The sequence below is a fragment of the Leuconostoc carnosum genome, from assembly GCF_014207505.1.
Lineage (GTDB): Bacteria > Bacillota > Bacilli > Lactobacillales > Lactobacillaceae > Leuconostoc > Leuconostoc carnosum.
In genome coordinates, this window is record NZ_JACHGL010000003.1 from 162,623 (window position 1) to 180,364 (window position 17,742).

The 17,742-nt window shown below is 38.0% G+C and carries 24 protein-coding genes, 1 tRNA gene, 1 other RNA gene and 1 other annotated feature; all 26 genes read right to left on the bottom strand.

The window, feature by feature from the left end; genetic code table 11:
- Positions 1-46: 46 nt before the first annotated feature.
- Complete coding sequence (proC, locus tag HNQ98_RS04435) at positions 47-814, bottom strand: pyrroline-5-carboxylate reductase (RefSeq protein ID WP_014973773.1); 768 nt, start codon at positions 812-814, stop codon at positions 47-49.
- 63 nt (positions 815-877) lie between these two features.
- On the bottom strand, positions 878-1,513 hold the full coding sequence (locus HNQ98_RS04440) for a deoxynucleoside kinase (RefSeq protein WP_014973772.1): 636 nt from the start codon (positions 1,511-1,513) through the stop codon (positions 878-880).
- Between the two features lie 96 nt (positions 1,514-1,609).
- Positions 1,610-2,371, bottom strand: coding sequence for a M15 family metallopeptidase (locus HNQ98_RS04445; protein WP_014973771.1), 762 nt, complete (start codon positions 2,369-2,371; stop codon positions 1,610-1,612).
- A 143-nt stretch (positions 2,372-2,514) separates the two neighbouring features.
- Positions 2,515-2,587: transfer RNA gene (locus HNQ98_RS04450), tRNA-Lys, on the bottom strand.
- A gap of 86 nt (positions 2,588-2,673) precedes the next feature.
- Positions 2,674-3,669: a UDP-glucose 4-epimerase GalE gene (gene galE, locus HNQ98_RS04455; protein ID WP_014973770.1), complete on the bottom strand. Its 996-nt coding sequence runs from the start codon at positions 3,667-3,669 to the stop codon at positions 2,674-2,676.
- A 57-nt stretch (positions 3,670-3,726) separates the two neighbouring features.
- Positions 3,727-4,467 carry an acyl-[acyl-carrier-protein] thioesterase gene (locus HNQ98_RS04460; RefSeq protein ID WP_014973769.1) on the bottom strand — a complete coding sequence of 247 codons (741 nt, stop codon included), beginning with the start codon at positions 4,465-4,467 and terminating at the stop codon, positions 3,727-3,729.
- Positions 4,468-4,509: 42 nt separating this feature from the next.
- Positions 4,510-5,385: a 16S rRNA (cytidine(1402)-2'-O)-methyltransferase gene (rsmI, locus tag HNQ98_RS04465; protein ID WP_014973768.1), complete on the bottom strand. Its 876-nt coding sequence runs from the start codon at positions 5,383-5,385 to the stop codon at positions 4,510-4,512.
- A gap of 1 nt (position 5,386) precedes the next feature.
- A complete protein-coding gene (locus HNQ98_RS04470; RefSeq protein ID WP_014973767.1) occupies positions 5,387-6,310 on the bottom strand; it encodes a DNA polymerase III delta subunit-related protein in 924 nt (307 codons plus the stop codon).
- On the bottom strand, positions 6,310-6,639 hold the full coding sequence (gene darA, locus HNQ98_RS04475; RefSeq protein ID WP_014973766.1) for a cyclic di-AMP receptor DarA: 330 nt from the start codon (positions 6,637-6,639) through the stop codon (positions 6,310-6,312). The genes HNQ98_RS04470 and darA overlap by 1 nt, the downstream gene beginning before the upstream one ends.
- Positions 6,640-6,642: 3 nt before the next feature.
- Positions 6,643-7,287: a dTMP kinase gene (gene tmk / locus HNQ98_RS04480; protein WP_014973765.1), complete on the bottom strand. Its 645-nt coding sequence runs from the start codon at positions 7,285-7,287 to the stop codon at positions 6,643-6,645.
- A gap of 29 nt (positions 7,288-7,316) precedes the next feature.
- Positions 7,317-7,577: a YaaL family protein gene (locus tag HNQ98_RS04485; protein ID WP_014973764.1), complete on the bottom strand. Its 261-nt coding sequence runs from the start codon at positions 7,575-7,577 to the stop codon at positions 7,317-7,319.
- A complete protein-coding gene (gene recR / locus HNQ98_RS04490) occupies positions 7,574-8,179 on the bottom strand; it encodes a recombination mediator RecR (RefSeq protein ID WP_014973763.1) in 606 nt (201 codons plus the stop codon). Before recR ends, HNQ98_RS04485 begins: the two co-directional genes overlap by 4 nt.
- 34 nt (positions 8,180-8,213) lie before the next feature.
- Complete coding sequence (dnaX, locus tag HNQ98_RS04495; protein ID WP_014973762.1) at positions 8,214-9,980, bottom strand: DNA polymerase III subunit gamma/tau; 1,767 nt, start codon at positions 9,978-9,980, stop codon at positions 8,214-8,216.
- Between the two features lie 112 nt (positions 9,981-10,092).
- An RNA gene (gene ffs / locus HNQ98_RS04500) (signal recognition particle sRNA small type) lies at positions 10,093-10,186 on the bottom strand.
- 19 nt (positions 10,187-10,205) lie between these two features.
- The gene (locus HNQ98_RS04505) at positions 10,206-10,724 is read right to left on the bottom strand and encodes an HD domain-containing protein (protein WP_014973761.1); all 519 of its coding nucleotides are present in this window, start codon (positions 10,722-10,724) and stop codon (positions 10,206-10,208) included.
- A gap of 45 nt (positions 10,725-10,769) precedes the next feature.
- Positions 10,770-11,294: a tRNA adenosine(34) deaminase TadA gene (tadA, locus tag HNQ98_RS04510; protein WP_014973760.1), complete on the bottom strand. Its 525-nt coding sequence runs from the start codon at positions 11,292-11,294 to the stop codon at positions 10,770-10,772.
- On the bottom strand, positions 11,284-11,913 hold the full coding sequence (locus HNQ98_RS04515; protein ID WP_014973759.1) for a class I SAM-dependent methyltransferase: 630 nt from the start codon (positions 11,911-11,913) through the stop codon (positions 11,284-11,286). Before HNQ98_RS04515 ends, tadA begins: the two co-directional genes overlap by 11 nt.
- A gap of 63 nt (positions 11,914-11,976) precedes the next feature.
- Positions 11,977-12,342, bottom strand: a complete 366-nt coding sequence (gene rplL, locus HNQ98_RS04520; protein ID WP_014973758.1) for a 50S ribosomal protein L7/L12 — start codon at positions 12,340-12,342, stop codon at positions 11,977-11,979.
- Between the two features lie 46 nt (positions 12,343-12,388).
- Positions 12,389-12,922, bottom strand: a complete 534-nt coding sequence (gene rplJ / locus HNQ98_RS04525; RefSeq protein ID WP_014973757.1) for a 50S ribosomal protein L10 — start codon at positions 12,920-12,922, stop codon at positions 12,389-12,391.
- A gap of 30 nt (positions 12,923-12,952) precedes the next feature.
- Positions 12,953-13,072, bottom strand: a sequence feature (ribosomal protein L10 leader region).
- A gap of 38 nt (positions 13,073-13,110) precedes the next feature.
- Positions 13,111-13,803 (bottom strand): 50S ribosomal protein L1, encoded by a 693-nt coding sequence (gene rplA, locus HNQ98_RS04530; protein ID WP_014973756.1) that lies wholly within the window; start codon positions 13,801-13,803, stop codon positions 13,111-13,113.
- A complete protein-coding gene (gene rplK, locus HNQ98_RS04535) occupies positions 13,803-14,267 on the bottom strand; it encodes a 50S ribosomal protein L11 (RefSeq protein ID WP_014973755.1) in 465 nt (154 codons plus the stop codon). Before rplK ends, rplA begins: the two co-directional genes overlap by 1 nt.
- Positions 14,268-14,379: 112 nt before the next feature.
- A complete protein-coding gene (nusG, locus tag HNQ98_RS04540; protein ID WP_014973754.1) occupies positions 14,380-15,009 on the bottom strand; it encodes a transcription termination/antitermination protein NusG in 630 nt (209 codons plus the stop codon).
- Positions 15,010-15,126: 117 nt separating this feature from the next.
- A complete protein-coding gene (gene secE, locus HNQ98_RS04545) occupies positions 15,127-15,300 on the bottom strand; it encodes a preprotein translocase subunit SecE (protein WP_014973753.1) in 174 nt (57 codons plus the stop codon).
- Between the two features lie 11 nt (positions 15,301-15,311).
- Positions 15,312-15,461, bottom strand: coding sequence for a 50S ribosomal protein L33 (gene rpmG / locus HNQ98_RS04550; protein WP_014973752.1), 150 nt, complete (start codon positions 15,459-15,461; stop codon positions 15,312-15,314).
- Positions 15,462-15,513: 52 nt separating this feature from the next.
- The gene (locus HNQ98_RS04555) at positions 15,514-16,104 is read right to left on the bottom strand and encodes a TetR/AcrR family transcriptional regulator (protein ID WP_014973751.1); all 591 of its coding nucleotides are present in this window, start codon (positions 16,102-16,104) and stop codon (positions 15,514-15,516) included.
- Positions 16,105-16,185: 81 nt separating this feature from the next.
- Positions 16,186-17,736 (bottom strand): YhgE/Pip domain-containing protein, encoded by a 1,551-nt coding sequence (locus tag HNQ98_RS04560; protein WP_014973750.1) that lies wholly within the window; start codon positions 17,734-17,736, stop codon positions 16,186-16,188.
- Positions 17,737-17,742: the final 6 nt, after the last annotated feature.

Sequence of the window (17,742 nt, forward strand, 5' to 3'; positions counted from 1 at the left end):
TAATTAACAAATCACTGCCAGATTTAATTGTCGATTAGTCAGAAAATTATAAATGCTTGTGTTGCATCGTTGCCTTAATAGCATGCTTAACAGCATCATCAAAATTTTCAGCATCTAGATCATCTAAACCAGCGCGTGTCGAGCCACCTGGTGAAGCCACTTTATCTTCCAATTCTTGTGCTGTAGCATCCGATGATGCTAACATCATAGCAGAACCCAACACTGTTTTCGTTGCAATATTAGTGGCTACCTCTTCTGATAACCCGTTGTTTATTCCGGCTTGTGACAATGCTTTAATATATTTAAATACAAAAGCTGGTCCAGAACCCGCTATAGCAGAGAAAATAGTAAACTGATCTTCAGATAAATCTGTACTTTCTCCCAACTTCTCAGTAAACTGTCCAAAAAGTTGTGCATTGGGCGCCATTAATTGCCCAGATGCAAATGCTATCAGTCCTTGATTAATTGCGACATTGACATTAGGTAGTGTACGGACAATTTCAGTTGAATGCGTGGCTTCTTGCAATTCTGATAGAGAAATACCTGCTAAGACAGAAATAATTAATTGTTGATCAAAATGCAACTCGTTGGTAATGCGGGTTAGTTGGTTAGGTAAAAATGCTAAAACAACCACGTTACTCTCGTCAATAAGGGCTTGTGGTGACAACGCTAACACGCCCCATGTATCAGCAAGCTTACTTGCCGAACGCGGTGAAGAAACTAAAATATCAGTTGCTTGAACCCCACTTTTCAATAAGCCTTGAATCATAGCTTTTGCCATATTACCTGTTCCGATAAAACCATATTTTGTCATAAACTAATCTCCTTGTTAGCAGAAAGCAAGATGTCATCATAATACCTGCTTAGTTGGTTTGGATTAAATTCCTGCTAGTTTCGTATCAATCATATCCAAAACTTTATCACGTGACAGCTCATCTTCAACAAAATCAAAGCGATCACCATCAATTTGAATCTTTGGTGAACGATCATAAGCGTCAAACCAAGCATCATAACGGCGATTCAACTCTTGATAATAGTCGAATAGTTCAGGGTTCTCATCGATTTGTTCAAATGAACGCCCTCTTATTTTAATACGTGATAACATCGTTTCAAAACTAACCCGCACATGAATTAACAGGTCTGGGTTTTTAATATCAGCTACCCCATCCATTTCTGACATCATATTATCCACAAGTGACTTATAAATATCAACTTCTGTTTGCGTCGCACGATTAAGATCTGCTGTTAATTGAAATAATAACGCATCTTCATAAATTGAGCGATCTAAAATATTGTTTTTACCAGTTTTTTGTGCTGTTTTAATTTGTGACAAGCGCTTATTCAAAAAATAAATTTGTAATAAAAAACCATATTTTTTGGGGTTTTCGTAGAATAATGGCAAGATAGGATTGTCGCTTACACTCTCATAAAACGCCTTTGAACCGAGGTGATCTGCTAACATTTTAGTTAAACTTGTTTTGCCGGCACCAATCGTGCCCGATAATACAATCATTCATCTCTCCTGATTTCTTTGGATTAAGTACTTACCTAGTATATCAAAAATTAGTCTGGTTTTCAGAAATTAATCGTCTCACATATCGAAAACAAACTACTTGCGAACTGTCTGTAATTGCTTCACATAAGCTTCCAATGTCAAATGATGATCTGTCATATATTTAGCATTTGTTCTACCTACATATCGAAAATGCCAAGACTCATAATCAATGCCGGTTTGCTTAATTGATTGCATGTCTTTAGGATAGCGAAGTACAAAACCAAACTCTGGTGCATGCTTAATGAGCCACTGCTGTGATTTGAATTCATCCATCTGTGCCATCAGCCCAGGGTATTTAGCTATAGCATCGTTACCAGCTAAATCTACTGCTAAACCAGTATGATGTTCAGAAGACCCTGGTGTCTGAATGACAGACTGCGTTAACTTGGTTGCGGCTGATTTATCCATGCCGTTAGCTTCATTTTGAGTAATTGAATTTTGATAAACTTTTGTTTGGTAATCAATTGACCGGTATGCTGACACGAGTGTCGTTGCATAGCCTGCTTGCTTAGCAGCTTCACGAAATGCTGCTAGTGGTTTCTCAATGCGAATATCCATTTGTTTATCATCAACCGTAACCTTACTAAAAGTCATTTCAGTTGTGATGGGGTGTTGCTTGTTAACTAATTTTAATTGCCAATCGTTAACTTTAGCACCTTTTGGTAATTGTTTTTGCGCTGCTATTTGTTTTTTTGGTATATTATTTTGTGTTACACTACGGTCTGAACGATTTTTTGATGATTGATTCAAACCATACATTACCCCAACAGCAACTATTAATAAACCCAAAAAAATAACCCAACCCTTACGCATCATTTCTATTCCCCCTGCTATTTTCTTTATTCTATCACGAATTAGTCACTAAATAAAAAATGCTAGCAGTTAACGTCAGTAACTACTATCAACAATATTATAATTTAATCAATAAAAAAAGCGATATAATATTATATCGCTTGTGATGGACAGCCAGGGGCTCGAACCCTGGACCCACGGATTAAGAGTCCGTTGCTCTACCAACTGAGCTAGCTGTCCATTTTGCTGCTTTCACAACAAAAAATATCATACCATAGATTAATAAGATATACAATACTTTATACGCAAACCCTCAATAAAGTTGATTAGTTCTTATCGTCATATCCTTTAGGATGACTTTGATGCCAATTCCAAGCTGTTTTGATAATATCTTGAACATTATCATACTTCGGTGCCCACCCAAGAATATCACGTGCCTTATCTGAATTAGCAATCAATATATCTGGATCACCAGCACGACGTGGACCAATCCTAGATGGAATGGCTACACCTGTGGCAGTACGCGCTGATTCAACCATTTCTTTAACAGAAAATCCTGTGGCAGAACCTAAATTGAATTGATTAGAATCGTTACCATCAGCTAAGTATTTTAAGGCCCGCAAATGTGCATCAGCCAAGTCAAGCACATGAACGTAATCACGCACATTGAAGCCGTCAGGTGTATTATAGTCATCGCCAAACATTTCAATATAGTCACGTTGACCCAACGCTGCTTGCAAAATAATAGGTACCAAATGCGTCTCTGGTGTGTGATCCTCACCAATTGATGCATCTTCAGCTGCACCAGCAACGTTAAAGTAACGCAAAGCTACCCATTTAATGCCATCAGCTAAATCAGACCAAGCCATAATTTTTTCCATCATTAACTTTGATTCACCATAAGGGTTAATGGGATTTTGTGGGTCTGTTTCCTTAATCGGAATATTAACTGGATTACCATAAGTTGCTGCAGTAGAAGAGAAGACAATTTGCTTGACATTATGATCATTCATAACTTCAAGCAATGTTATCATACCACTCGTATTATTATCAAAATATTTTAATGGATTAGCAACTGATTCAGGCACAATAGAAAATGCTGCAAAATGAACAACCTGTTCGATATTTTCCTGATCAAAAACCGCTGATAAAGCATCTTTATCACGAATATCAACTTGATAAAATTTTGCCTTAGGATTAACCGCTGCACGATGTCCAGTGAAAAGTGCATCAACCACAACCACATCACGTCCAGCTTCAACTAACGTTTTGACCATGTGTGACCCGATATAACCGGCGCCACCTAATACTAATACTGACATCATTCTTTCCTCTAACCACTATTATATCAAAAATTAACTATGTTTAACGTAACTTATTCAAGTAGCTGTATTATCACGCCACTCAAATTCAGCTTCAGCACTAACAACATCGCCAACCATGATACGATGTTTACTATAATTATCACCAAGATTTACTTGAGATTTAATATTATGTCCTAAACGAACCTCATTTTCAAATTTCAAATTGATATAGGTCATTTCGTGCGTTAATAGATAGTCAGGTGCGATTACATCTTGCATCCACTCAAAATACTTAGAATTATTAACATGCTTATTGGCATCAATATCAAGAAACCGCACATGATAATCATTTTCTTCAAAAGGCTCATCATGCCCAATTTGTGCTGGATTTGGAATACGTGGAATTTTTTTTACTTTTTCAGCTTGATATTTCTCGATAATATCTTGCGGTAAACGAGCCATCTTACGATTCTCAATATCTATCATTGCCCAAATAGAATCGACACGTATAATTTCTTGATCATTTTTATCCAAAAACAAAAATGGTCGTCGTACAAAAAACGGATTGTATTTAGCAGCACAAGTTTGTATTTTAATGTTCTCATTAATTTTTGGACGACGTAAAATATTGACTTCGTATTGTAAGATAACCCAACCTAACCCGCGTTCCAAATGGAAGTCTTGTCCAACGCCAAGATCGTCACTCTGATTCTTTGAAGCTAAAACTGCCCAATTTAGAATCATAGGTAATGATAGTTTGCCAGTTGTATCCGCTTCATAATACTCTACTTGTCGTTGAATTTCGTATGTCTGCATGTTATCCCTTTCCAAGCATCCCCAAATAAGCTTTGTAACAGCTTAACTTAAACCATGATAATCAGCATAAACGGCTTGTCGCGCTAAGCCACGTGTTTTAGCGATTTGCTTAATTGCAGCATTTGGTTTTAATCCCTTAGCGATCAATTCCTCTACTGCTTCTTGTACAGACAAAAATATTTCATCCTCTGGCGCTTCAGGTAATATTTCTTCAGTAGTACCTGCAATCATAACAACGAATTCACCACGAATTTCATTATTTTTGGCCCATACAGCAAGTTCTTCAACACTACCACGCAAAAACTCTTCATATCGCTTTGTTAATTCACGAGCTAACACAACCTGACGATCATTCCCCATGACTTTTTGAATATTTTCCAAGGTTTTCTTTAATCGATGTGGTGCTTCATAAAAAATAACGGTATCACGCATTGTGGATAACTGTTGTAATTCTACGAGTTGTTCACTGTTTTTACGTTGTAAAAAGCCGTAGAAATAAAATGGTTGTGGTACCAGCCCACTAGCAATTAGAGCTGTGACACCAGCAGTTGCTCCAGGAATCGGCACAACTGTTAACTCATTTTCAACCGCTGCTGCTACCAATTCTTTGCCTGGGTCAGAAATAGAGGGCATGCCAGCATCACTGACTTGCGCAAGACTTTTACCATTTTGCAGGTCAGCAATTAATCCAGGAATTTTAGCCTGCCAATTATGTTCATGAAAACTAGTCTGTTTCGTATTAATACCAAAATAATTGAGTAACTGTTGTGTATGACGTGTATCTTCAGCTGCAATCAAATCAACAGTACGCAACGTTTCCACTGCTCGTGGCGACATATCTTGTAAATTACCAATAGGTGTTGGTACTAAAAACAACGTCCCTGTTTCACGTTGTTGAAAACTTTTTTGTTGTTGCACATCATTCTCCTAACGCAAGTGTTGTATCCAATACTATCTTCTCTAATCGTGTCTGTAACGACACATTAATTTTCCGTAAATGATCATCTGAAAAAATCGCATCACTGGCTTGAACGAGCTGTTGATTGGTATAATGTTGAAGCAATGTTTTATATAGACCCACTAGTTTTGGAAACATGAGCTGCTCATCTGGTACTTGTCCAAAAACAACAGTATCACGGGACAGTTGATGTAACCATTCCAAAAATAATTCTTGTTGTTTTTCTTCTTTCAACTGATCAATCAATTGTAACTGAACATATGCAAAAGACTCAATACGTCGCTGCATCATTAACTCAAACCACTTAAACAATAGTAACTGTGTTTTTTTTCGCCAATCATTATCGACTATATCATCACTATCATCAATTGGTATTTCCGGTAGTAGATGAACAATTTGTGCTCGTGATTGAATTGTTTTCAAAACATCGTTAACGTTTTCTGCAAGCATCACGATCAATTGTGGACCAGCTGGTTCTTCAATAAACTTCAACAAAGCATTGCCCGATGCGCCACTAAGTGTTTCAACAGCATCAAACACGAAGACTTTACGTTGACTTTCCTGTGTTGTTGTCACAAAGTCTGGCGTTAAATTACGAATTTGTTCAACTTTCCAAACACGTCTTGTCCCATGTCCACTTTTCGGTAAACTAGGTTGTGTTATTTTAACATCAGGATGCTCATTTTTTTCAATTCTGATAGCATTAAGGCCGCTATCCCCAACAATTTGCCAAGCTAAATAACGTGAAAAAGCCAGTTTTTTCGGCTGGCTCGGTCCCACAAATAAATATAAATGGCTTAATTGATTGTTAGCTATAAGCTCATCAAAATGTGCCACTTGAGTTGGATAAGTGGTTTGTGATGTTTTAAAAAAATCTGGTGCCATTAGAATTGATGAAATGATTCAATATTTTGTGTGAATACAGTAGCACCACCGACTTCAACTTCTATTGGGTAAGCCCCGACATGATCAGCACCAGCATCCAGACTGACTGGTGGTACCATAAACTGTTTACGTTTTTGTGATACTTTTTGAATTATATCTAATACATCTTGCATACGGTCATCTTCAATCGCAATTAAAAATGTCGTATTTCCCGAACGCAGAAAGCCACCGGAAGTTGATAAGCGTGTCGCACGAACGTTTGCTTTCACGAAAGCATTGCTTAATTTTGATGTATCTTTATCTTGAACAATAGCTGTAATAAGTTTCATCATTTACTCCTTAGGTATATCTAATGCATTGAATATCAACGCATGCGTATCATCAATTACCTTTTCTAAAGATTGTGTCGCATCAATTATTTTAATTCTATCAGAAAATTCTCGTTGTAGTTTTAAATATGTTTGGCGAACCGTTTGATGAAAAGACAACGCTTCTTTATCCAAACGGTCTATTTTAGACTGCCTATTTGCTTTCACACGTGCTAAACCAAGTTCAGAAGGTACATCAAGATAAATAGTCAAATCTGGTAATAACCCATCAATGGCAAATTGGTTAATCTGCCAAATATTTTCTACACCTAACCCACGGCCACCACCTTGATAAGCCAATGAACTATCAACATAGCGGTCTGAAATAACAACTTTATTTTTTTCCAAGGCTGGTAATATAACTTCAACAAGATGTTGGCGCCGCGCAGCAGTATATAATAGTGCCTCTGTACGGCCATCCATACCATTATCTTCAGTCGGCTGCAAAATATCGCGAATGGCTTCCGATATCGGATTACCACCTGGTTCCCGCGTCGTTACCAAATCATCACCTAATATCGGTTTCAACTCTTCAATCAATGCTTGTAAAACACTTGTTTTACCAGCACCCTCAGGCCCTTCAAATGTAATAAATAGTGGTTTTTTCATGTTCTGTCCTATTTGTTGTTATAACTATATTAAAGACGGTCACTTTTCAACACATGCGTCTGCATATGCCCAACTGTTTTTCGGCGCCGTGCCTCCCGATATAAATAATTGAATTTAGCTTTTGCTAGTGCTGTTTGTGCCTGAATCAAACGCACATTGACTTGTCCATCTAGCAAAGCTTCTTCTGAATTTTGTGCTGTATCCCAGTCAATTTTTGCTTTATCGATTTGAAAGACTAGGGATTGGTCATATTCTCGACGTAAATTATATTTCTTTTTACCAAATATCATAATTCTGTTCGTCCTTGCACAGCCTTAATTAACGTTAATTGATCAGCGTAGTCAATATCAGAACCAACAGCTAGTCCATGTGCTAACCTTGTCACTTTTAACCCAGCAGGCTTCAGCAGGCGTGCTAAATACATGGCAGTCGCCTCACCTTCAGCATTGACATTGGTCCCAACAATCACTTCATTAATTTCTTGATGCTCTGATAAACGTCGGATAAGACTAGGTAAATTAATGTCTTCTGGGCCTGTTCCTGCACTTGGTGAAATAATACCATTCAAGACATGGTACAAACCATGATAGTCACGAGTATTTTCCATGGCCATGACATCGCGTGAGTTTTCAACCACAAAAATCGTGGATTGGTCACGCGAATCATCCTGGCAAATCACACATGGGTTAACATTTTTTTCTGTAATATTGCCACAGATTTCACAAAATGTCAGATCTTGTTTAGCACTCGTGAGGGCCTTTGAAAAATCAAAAACATCGGTTTCATCCATACCTAAGGTATAAAAGGCTAAGCGTGTAGCTGTTTTCACACCAATGCCTGGTAATTTGGTATAATTATCGATTAATTTTGCAATAGGTTCTGGATAATCCATAAATTTAAAACGGCTATGATGGCCAATCCTTTCATTAATCTACTACAGTCACGATATCATCACCAAATAATTTTTTTGCTTCTGCTACAATTGTTGGTTCACTCGTAATTTTATCTGATAATTTTACATCTGACAATGTCGCTTCTTTTTGCAAAGGACCGCTAACTCGCGCGACATCTGCCAATTTAACATCCGGAACTGTGCCAGCTTTCAGCTGTTTAACATACGCAGCACGTTCTTGATGCCAATCATCCTGCGAAATCAGTACCATTTCAGCGGGTAATGATTGATCACGTAAAGCGCTATTTAACTGACTCTGCAAAGTTGTATCTTGCAAAGCTTGGACCAATAGCGCTGGATAATCAAAAGCCAATACAACAGCTTCATCACTCGCAGCTACCGGTTCCGCAATGGTCAACATTGCTTGCTGTGTGACATCAAATTGGCCAATTAACGTTGCCCAATTCTCTTTAATACGCGTTAATGATTCTCGCTTAGCTGACTTTAAAACGGCAAATACAGCTTGTTGACCTGTTCTAGCAATTAATTTTTGAGAAGATGTTTGTGTTTGTACGTTGCCGTTACTATTATCGTTAATAGGTACCGGTTCAGATATTTTTTCTTCGCTTACAGTACGCTTATCTGCCGAACTTGTTGTAGATACTTTCTCAACTTGTTGTTCAGGTTTGCGATCTACCTGTTGTACTTCTTTGACAGCTTGATGGCTTGATGGTATAGGTTCATTATCTATTGTACTACTTTGTGTTGGATTCATACTTAATTTTACAGTTAATAATTCCAAATAAATGTCACTCTGCATTGTTTGCATTAACTGCTTTTGAATATCATCTAACGTCATCATCATTTTTTGAATCCGTGATGTACCTAATTGCTGTGTTAAAGCTTGAAGTTCTGTTAACGCAATCGTTGATTTAATTAATTCTGGTGCCACGTCAGCTAACATGACATCACGCAATAAACCAAGCACATCAGCAACAAACCGTTGTGCATCTTTGCCTTCTAGTAAGATATCATGTAATGTTTTCAGACTGGCTTGTGTATCAAAGCCACTAACTTGCTGCAAATAAGTTAACAAGCGTTTCGTAGTTGTTGAACCAGTTACCTGCAAAGCATTATCAATCGTCACAATATCTGCACCAAAAGCAATGACTTGATCTAAAATTGATAATGCATCACGCATGCCACCTTCAGCAACATTTGCAATAATACGCAATGCGCCTTCTTCATACTTAACATTCTGCTTTGTCAATATTTCTGCTAAACGTTTTTGAATAGTTGAACTACCAATACGCTTAAATTCAAACCGTTGTGTACGCGACAAAATTGTCACTGGTACTTTTTGTGGCTCCGTCGTGGCTAAAATAAATTTCACATTAACTGGTGGTTCTTCTAGTGTTTTCAACAAAGCATTAAATGCACTGTTAGATAACATATGCACTTCATCAATAATATAAATTTTAAATGCTGCTTCAAGTGGTGCGTAATCGACATTTGTTAAAATATCGCGTATATCTTCTACTCGACTATTGGATGCCGCATCAAATTCAATGATATCAGGAATTTGTGAATCATCAGTAGCCGCATCAATACCATTAACTTCACGCGCAAAAATTTTAGCAGCAGATGTTTTACCCGTCCCGCGTGGTCCAGAAAATAAATATGCATGCCCTGTTTGATGTGTTTCAATGGCATTTTTAAGTGTTTGTGTAATAACCTCTTGACCAACCATATCATCAAATGTGCGTGGTCGATAAACCCGGTATAATGCTTGATATGCCAATGTTATCACCTCCAACTAACAAAAAAATATTAATATGTCATATACAGATTTTGTAGTTTATCCTAACTTGTTTTAACCACTAATCTTTACAAAAAAAGACCGCAAAGCGGTCAAATATGTACACAAGCACAACTTCGAACAACCTTAGGGCTGCTACATTCCTGTCCTGACCCAGTTCGGGAGCCGACGCTTGCCTGCTTTACTATTATATCTAATTTTTGGCATTTACGCAAATACTTCAGCGACCTTTTTCACCCATTTAGTATGCCATGCAAAATAAGTTAAATAAGCCTTTGGTATCATATACTCATTTACCGCCGCAAAATCATCTACTAATGAGACAATCCAACTTTCGCGATATTTTGGTAGTGCTATTGTAGCACCAAACATGTGCTTAACAATGATATCTGCTTCTTTGTCATTAATGTGTGTAATTTTTTGCGCGTTTTCTAAAGCAATACGTGGGTGCACATAAGCATGCGAACCTTCTTCAAACTTTGTAACACGCCAATCATAATAAAATAAATCGTGCAAAAGTCCCGCACGTGCTGTAGCGGTTGCATCTGCCCCAATTTTTTTAGCAATAGTATATGATTGATATGAAACTGAAACTGAGTGTCGTAAACGATTAGAAAAATGATGTTGCGTGTATTGCGCCAACTGCTGTACTTCATCACACTGTAATAAATCATCAACAATATTCAAATAATCTTGATCCGTGCGCCAAGAATTGGGATTTTTCATGTAGTATTGACCTCTTTACGTTATGTTGATTATTATAATACAATTTCACAATTTTTGCTGACTATTTGCTTCATCGCTTTTTACACGTTGTCGTTTAGCTCGAATTTTAGCAAAGAAATTTTTCAACAGCTTACCAGATTCTTCACTACGAATGCCCACGTGAACGTCTACACGATGATTTAACCGTTCATCTTCTAATAATTTATACAATGACCGTGTCGCACCACCCTTAGTATCGTCTGCACCATAATAAACAGCCGGGATTCGGGCATTAATAATCGCACCGGCACACATTACACAAGGTTCCAACGTTACAAATAAAGCCGTGTTTTCCAATCGCCAGGAATGTAAAGCTTGATTGGCTAATTCAATAACCAATAGTTCAGCATGCGCCGTTGCCAATTGGTTCGTCTCTCGATGGTTATGCGCGCGTGCAATCACCTGATTATCATACACAACAACTGCACCGATAGGCACCTCACCTTCTGCATCCGCCAATTTAGCCTCATTCAAAGCTTCTTGCATAAAATAATCAACTTGTTCATCGCTAAATGTTGGGCTAGTCGCCATATGTGCTCTCCAAAATATAGTATCCTTTGTTTTTATGAATCACTTTAGCATTACCAAATGCTGAAGCCATATTTTTTTGTGCTGATGGTGCCCCTTGCTTCTTCTGCAAGACAGCAATTAGTTTACCACCTGGTAAAAGGTGGTGCATCGCATCTTGTAACATCGCAGTAACAACATTTTTTCCAGCTCGAATGGGTGGATTGGCTAATATCAAAGCATACTTATCCTGAACATTAGCATAAACATCAGATTGGAAAATATTCACTAATGAACTAACGCCGTTACGTTCTGCATTCTTCCTTGCTAAATCCAGAGCCCGCTCATTAACATCCGTCATATCAACTTCTCGATCAAATGTTTTTGCCACAGCAATCCCCACAGGACCATACCCAGTACCTAAATCTAATACTTTCCCTTCAATTAGTTTTGTATTAGGCAAAGCTTCTAGCATTGTTCGTGTACCAAAATCAACAGTTGATTTTGAAAAAACACCACTATCTGTTATAAAATGTAATGTTTGACCCAATAATTCAAAATCAAAGTTTTGATAATGATGATCAGAATTAGGATTTGAAGTGAAATACATTTCACCATCAATTTTTGCTTTAGATTCTACCATGAGAACTCCTTAAATTTATGTACAAAAAAAGAAGTACCTAAGCACCTCTTTTAATATGATGAATTACTTCAAAGTTACAGAAGCGCCTGTTTCTTCCAAAGTTGCCTTCAATTCATTGGCAGCAGCTTCATCAAGACCTTCTTTAATGATTGAAGGTGCATCATCAACTAATCCCTTAGCTTCCTTCAAACCAAGACCAGTTGCTTCACGAACTGCCTTGATAACCTTAACCTTAGCAGTACCTGCTGAAGTCAATTCTACGTCGAAGTCTGTCTTTGCAGCGGCTGCGCCGTCTGCTGCACCAGCTGCGGCTACAGGAGCTGCGGCTGAAACGTTAAATTCTTCTTCGATTGCTGAAACCAAATCAGCCAAATCCAAGATTGTTGCATCCTTTAATGATGCGATAATCGCGTCTTTATCAAAAGCCATGATTAAATCCTCCAAATTGTTTTTTGTTTGTATTTGTTTTTAAAAATTATTCAGCATCTGAAACTGCTTCAACAGCAGGTTCTTCGCCTTCTTCCAACTTCTCTTGCACAGCCTTAACAGCATATGCAAATGAACGGATTGAGAATTGGAATTCGGCCATCAACTGACCAAGCAAGCCTTCGCGTGATGGCAAAGAAGCATACTTATTAATGTCGGCTATGTTGGCAATATTGCCATCAACAACACCACCTTTAATTTCCAACTTCTCGTTGGCGTCAGCAAACTTCTTCAAAATACGTGAAGGTGCAATAGCATCTTCTTCTGAGAAAGCGACAGCTGAAGGACCAGCAAAAAGGTCATTTAATTCAGCAAATCCGGCTTTTTCAGCGGCACGTGTCAAAATCTTGTTTTTGATTACTTCAAGTAAAACGCCTTCTTCACGCAATTGATGACGTAGCTCTGTAGATTGAGCAACTGTCAATCCACGAGCATCAACAACAACGGCTGAGGCAGCATTCTTGAATTGTTCAGCAACTTCTTCAACTTTTTGTGCTTTAACTGCAATAGTCTTTTCACTCATGATATATGTTCTCCTTTCTTTATATAATTATTTTGCAAAAGAAATCCCGTGAGCCAACAGACACACGGGAAAAGTTTTTAAACTTCCTCGGCAGGATAAATATTAAGGTATTACTACCTCCTGAGTCTTAGGCAAAATGATTTAATTTACTTAGTAAGTATATCAGATAAAACAAATATCGTCAAATCTTATAAAGCATTCAAGTCCAAAGCAACAGCTGGACCAAATGTTGATGAAATTGAAGCATGTTGTACGTAGGCACCTTTAACAGCAGCCGGACGTGACTTAAGAACTGTGTTAGCAATTGTTTGAACATTTTCAGTTAACTTAGCAACATCAAATGACACACGACCCACAGGAACAGCAACGTTACCATCACGGTCTGTACGGTATGTTACTTGTCCACCCTTGGCATCTGAGACAGCCTTAGTAACATCCATTGTTACTGTGCCAGTCTTAGGGTTAGGCATCATACCCTTAGGACCTAAGATACGGGCAACACGGCCTACTTGAGCCATCATATCAGGTGTTGCAATAGCTGTATCAAAGTCTAACCAACCGCCTTGAATTTGAGCAACAAGATCAGCCGCACCGACAACATCAGCTCCAGCAGCTTCCGCTTCCTTAGCTTTGTCGCCTTGTGCAAAGACAATAACCTTCTTATCTTTACCAGTACCATTTGGCAAAACAATAGCACCACGCAATTGTTGATCAGCTTGACGTGTATCAACGTTTAAATTAAAGACAACTTCAACTGAAGCATCAAATTTAGCGTAGTCCATTTCTTTAATCAATGAAACAGCATCATTCAAAGCGTAGTTCTTTTCAGCTTCTACTTTTGATAATGCTTCAATATACTTTTTACCATGCTTTTTAGTCATTATTCTGCGTCCTCCTTGATTGCTGTACCTTCAACAGTCAAGTCAACACCATCAACGGTAACACCCATTGAACGTGCTGTACCTTCGATCATACGCATAGCTGCTGTTACATCATTAGCATTTAAATCTGCCATTTTGTTTTCAGCAATTGCACGGATTTGATCCAAAGTAACGTTTCCAACCTTCTTAGTATTAGGTTCACCTGAACCCTTACCAACAAGCTTACGTAATTGATCAGCAGCGGGTGGTGTTTTTGTAACGAATTCGAATGAACGGTCATCAAAAACAGTGATTTCAACCGGAATGACTGAACCTGCTTGATCTGCAGTACGCGCGTTAAATTCCTTTGTGAATTGCGCGATATTAATGCCGGCTTGTCCCAAAGCTGGACCAACTGGTGGAGCTGGTGTTGCTTTAGCAGCGGCAATTTGTAGTTTAACTACTGTTGTAACTTTTTTAGCCACGATTTTTTCCTCCTCGTGTTGTGGTAGACGCAGCTTTAGTGCTGCTCCCACGCATGTCGATGACATACTCTATAATTATATTAAAAAAATATTCAAAATGCAATAGTTAAATTTAGGCTTGATCTAACACAGTATCAACATCAGCAAAGTCTAATTCTGTCGGTGTTTCACGACCAAAGACTTCAACTGTTGCTTCAAGCGTTTGCTTTTCTGTATCGACAACAGTCACTGTCCCTTCCATACCAGAAAATGGACCAGCAATAATTTTAACAATTTGACCTACTGCGACATCTAAGTCAACAACTTCACGTGTAACCATGCCCATACGCTTCATCAACAAATCGACTTCTTCAGGTAATAGTGAGTTTGGCTTTGAACCAGCACCGTGAGAACCCAAGAATCCAGTGACACCAGGCGTGTTACGGACAACATACCATGCCTCATCTGTCATATTATAATCATGTGGCGTAGCCATTTCAACTAACACATAACCTGGAAAATCATTTTCCACTGATGTCTTGGCTTCACCATCTTGAATGGTCGTGACTTCTTGTTCTGGTACCAAAATACGGAAAATTTGTTCTGACATCCCCATTGTTTGTGTACGTGATTCTAAATTGGCCTTAACTTTGTGTTCATATCCTGAATAAGTATGAACAACAAACCATGACTTTTCAATGTTATCTGTATTTGATGCCGTTTCTTCAACAGTTTCTTCGGGTGTTTCATTATTTTCAGACATAAAATTTAGTTGTGTATAATATACACATTTCCTCCATTCATTTCAATAGAAAAAAGAACTTCGCCGAGAAGTCCTTCTAGTTGTCTTTAGTATACTATACTTTTTGTAATTTCGCTATTATTTCATAACAAAATTAAAGCCACTTTGCAAAAGCCAATCCATGCCACCTAAGAAAACAGCAAAGATAACAGAAACGGTAATAACAGTTACCGCTTCTTTTGAAGCTTGTTGTTGTGACAACCATGTCACTTTTTTCATTTCAGCTGCGACGTTTCTAAAATAATTGAGCATATTTGTAACCTTTATTTTGTTTGTTGGTGCAATGTATGTTTGCCACAGAATGAGCAAAACTTACTAACTGCTAAACGTTCTGTACGATCTTTTGACAATGCAACTGTGTAATTACGTGATCCACATACTGTACACGCAAGCGATACTTTATGACTAGCCATGAGCTGCCTCCGTAAATTTCTTATTTTAGCATAACATTTAAGCAGGTAAAACTCAACGATTGAGTAGACCATAAAGAATGAGATCTAATAATTGTTGAATTCTTTCATGCATTGTTGTTGTACCATTGAGCGCATGAAAATCGCTAAATAGTGGTGATAGACTCGTAATAAAAAACGAACTAGCCATTTTTGAATCAATACCTTCCCGCAAAGGCACCACTTCTTGACTGAAAAACTGTGCAATGGGCATGACATAATTACGACCAAAAACCATGCCTAATTCCTGCTGATGTTGTGGCGATAACGTATCAAAGCTACCATGTATTAGTGAAAATACATCGCGTGGATGACGTGTTATAATCACCTCGGTTAACGCCACTAGCTGGTCAACAGGTTGTGGATATGTTTGGTCCAAAATAGCCATCATATCAGTCATAACTTGGTTTCCTACGCGCTTAATCACCTCAACAAACAAAGTCTCTTTATCACCAAAATGATGATAAATCGCAGGTTGCGTGATTTTTAGTGCTTTAGCGATTTCACGTGTCGTCGTTTGTGCATAGCCATTCAATAAAAATTGCACAGTTGCCGCTTCTAAAATTTTGGCATATGTTTCTTCACTTTTACTCGGCTTCGTTACCATAACTCTAGTTTACACCCTTTAATGAGCTTAAAAAAGCATTAAAATTCTCATAATTAGCGTGGCTGATTGATTTCTCAGCCATCAAGCTTCGTCAGCCATCATTGCCTTAAAATTCTGACGTTGCTTCATGCGATAATATGTCACCAATAATATTGTGATAGCCAAAAACCAAATTACTAAAATAATCACATTTTGTTGTATATTACCACCAAATATCAATTGTCGCACAACATGGTTCAATGCGCTCAATGGCCATATATTATAAAAATAATTAAAAATACCAGTCGTCATTGATTGTGGCACCGTTGTCACTGCGAAAATTGTTTGCAGCGTTAAAATTGTAGTACCTAACCACCAGCCAAGCTGCCCTAACCACTCTTTTAAATACCAAATGATACTCATCATTGCCCATGAAGCAACAATAGTAATACCGACAATCACCCAAAAATTAAAAAGAGACACGTGCCAAAAAATACCACTTGCTACCATCAAAGCAACAGCCACAGCATTTAATAACCCAGCCACTTGAAAATTTTCCCACCATTGTTCAAGTGCTAACGCTTCTTGTTTAACCGGCTTCATTGGCAATAATAAACCAAATAAAATGGCCAATAGTGTCACACCAATCACCAAGATGTTAGGTAATATTGTTTGGCCACTCTGACGAATAGGTTGTACATCTTGTCGATCAAAAACTAGTAGTTGCGTCAATGGTGATGTCTCTTTATTATCTGCTTGCTCGCCTGACATTTTCTGAAGTTTATCAGCTATACTAGTTTGACCCTTTTTCAGCGTTTTGGCACTACTTTGGATAATGCCAGATTTATCACTCAATGCTTTTGTAGTGTTTAGACTTGCTGCAATGTTACCAATACCACCAACCACAGAAGTTTGCATTGTATATGACAAATCATTCATTGCCACAGCCATTTCTTGAATTTTAGCTGTGTCATTGGCCTGAACCGCATCATTCATTTGTGCAGAATAGTTAGCCATTTTATTAGCGACATCAGTTGCTTTTTCTTGTAGCTCTTCAGCATTATCCGTGTCTATTCCGTTACCAATAGCTTGCAGATTCAGCTGCAAGTCGCTGGATTCCTGTGACAAATTTTGACTTTGTGTTGTGAGATTTTTTAAAACAGAATCATTACTAACGCCCATCATTAAACGTGCATTTTCACGATTAAGCACGTTATCCAATTCATGTTGCACGTACTGCGAAGCAAATTGACTTTGCCCACTGGCAATTATTTGCTTTATTGTCACACTTTTTCCAGTCTTTTTGAATTCAGATACATCCTGTGTTAGGCTTTTTGGTAAAATCACAACACCACTAACACGGCCTGTGTGCAAAGCATCATTAGCTTTTTCTGGTGTTGAATAAGTCACAAAACTTAATGTTTTACTCTTTTGGAGCACCTCTGCAAAGTTTTTCCCAACATTTTGTGTTTTACCCTGATATTTTGCAGATTGATCCTGGTTAACCACAGCGACTTGTAACTTACTTGCATGTTGTGCCATATGACTTGTTGCACCTATGAACCCCGCCACAAGCAGCGTCGGTACTAAAATAACGAATAACCACTTTACTAATTGTCTCTTGTCTTTTAATAGCAATTGCCAACTAAACATAAAAAA